Here is a 2,045-nt window from a genome sequence, read left to right as displayed (position 1 = left end):
GTTACGTCCTTCGCGCTTTGCGACATACAGTGCGCTGTCGGCCCGCCGTAACAAGCTTTCGGAAGATTCGCCAGGCAGCAGGGTGGAGCATCCGAGGCTGACGGTCAGTTCTATTGTATTGCCATCGGCTTGGTAATCCTCGGCCTGAGCCGCCATCCGTAGGCGCTCACCGACCACGGCCGCAGCTTCCCGGGTGGTATTGGACAGCAGGATCAGGAACTCTTCGCCACCAAACCGGAACACCATGTCGACATTGCGCAACTGGTTTTTGATTGCTGTGGCGACTGCCTTGAGCACATCATCGCCGGCATTGTGGCCGTAACTGTCGTTGACGTTTTTGAAGTGGTCGATGTCCAGCATCAGCAACGACAAAGGCATCAAGTGGCGTCGCGACATCTCGATTTCACGTGCCAGGGTTTGATCCATGGCAATGCGGTTGCCGGTATCGGTCAGCGGGTCACGCAAGGCGCTTTGGGTAGCGGCTCGGTATAGAAGGGCGTTGCGCATCGGGAAGAGCAGTGCGGACAGCAGCGACTCCAGATTGCCTTGTTCCAGCTCGCTGAATCGATGATTGCGGCGGAACACCAGTTCACCGAGCTGTTCGCCTTCATGGCTGAGGCTGTAACTGACCGAATGATGGCCGCGCTGGCCAAATTCAAGGCGCAAGTCACTGTCTTGATGTTGGTAGGTCAAGGCATCCAGAGGCACAAGGCGCTGAATTTCGCGGAAGAAGAGTCCGAGAATGCGTTGTGGCTCAAGACTGGTTTGCAGCTGTTGACCCAGTTGCTGGCGCAATTGCGCCAGGCTGACGGGGCGCTCCAGAAGGTGAGGCTGCTGACCAAATCCCAGGCGTTGCAATTTGGCACTGTCGAAGTCAATTGCGTTGGTCTGGGAAGGTGATTTCATATGGCGTAAGCCCCTAAGCAGTAAAGCTGTCCTACAGGCTGGGTGAGAGCGTCTTTGGGCTGCGCGTCATACTGGTCCATCAGTCCCGTAGGACATATGCCGCAAGTTTAGTCCGCTTTATCGAAGATCATTCATCAATCGACCAAGCGTCCACACGTCCGTTCACTCTGCTATCTGAGCAACTTTAGAGCGAAAGTCGTGCCGTTCGGTTCAATCAGATAAAAATATATACAAATCAATTAGTTGAATGAAGTGTTGGTGATTGGTAGCGAAGGGGGTGACAGTTATTCGACTGGCAAGGAGCATGGATCTGACGCACTTTGTGTGCCGCGCCGGGAAATAGCCACGGCACAAAAGCGACGCTCGGTGTTACTGGGCGTTGAACGCCTGACCGTTGATGCCGGTGCTGTCCGGGCCCATCAGGTAGAGATAGACCGGCATGATTTCTTCCGGGGTCGGGTTGTTGAGCGGATTTTCCCCTGGGTAAGCCTGGGCTCGCATGCTGGTGCGGGTGGCGCCCGGATTGATGCTGTTGGAACGTACAGGGGCCACAGTGTCTACTTCGTCGGCCAGGGTCTGCATCAAACCTTCAGTGGCAAACTTGGACACGCCATACGCGCCCCAATAGGCGCGCCCCTTGCGGCCGACGCTGCTGGAGGTAAACACTACCGAGGCGTCCTGCGACAGCTTTAGCAGAGGCAGCAGGGTGCTGGTGAGCATGAACATGGCGTTGACGTTGACATGCATGACGCGCATGAAGTTTTCGCCCGACAGTTGTTCGATCGGTGTGCGCGGGCCGATGATCGACGCGTTATGCAGCAAACCGTCGAGATGGCCAAATTCGGTCTCGATCATGGCGGCCAGTTCGTCGTACTGGTGGGGCAGGGCGGTTTCCAGGTTGAACGGGATTACCGCAGGCTGTGGATGCCCGGCCGCTTCGATTTCGTCGTAAACCTGAGTCAGGTTGGCTTCGGTCTTGCCCAGCAGCAAGACGGTGGCGCCATGGGCTGCGTAGGTCTTCGCAGCCGCCGCGCCGATGCCGCGGCCAGCGCCGGTGACCAGAATGACCCGGTCCTTGAGCAATTCAGGGCGGGCGGAATAATCAAACATAAGAAACCCTCAACAAAAACAGTAAACAG

2 protein-coding genes are annotated in these 2,045 nt (G+C 56.7%); both read right to left on the bottom strand.

Features of this window, described 5'->3' with window-relative positions; translation table 11 throughout:
* Positions 1–906, bottom strand: a 906-nt coding sequence (locus tag AC1DRJ_RS25550) for a GGDEF domain-containing protein (protein WP_477804606.1), incomplete at its 3' end; no start/stop codon positions are given.
* Between the two features lie 369 nt (positions 907–1,275).
* Positions 1,276–2,016, bottom strand: a complete 741-nt coding sequence (locus tag AC1DRJ_RS25545) for a YciK family oxidoreductase (RefSeq protein WP_007899713.1) — start codon at positions 2,014–2,016, stop codon at positions 1,276–1,278.
* Between the last annotated feature and the right edge of the window lie 29 nt (positions 2,017–2,045).

The organism is Pseudomonas sp. P5_B2 (assembly GCF_056400445.1).
Note: the sequence above shows the minus strand (reverse complement) of the source record. Positions and strands in the feature narration are given on the sequence as shown.

Bases quoted from the DNA above. Each gene is read 5' to 3' on its own strand.
- AC1DRJ_RS25545 (WP_007899713.1), bottom strand. From the start codon at position 2,016: ATGTTTGATTATTCCGCCCGCCCTGAATTGCTCAAGGACCGGGTCATT.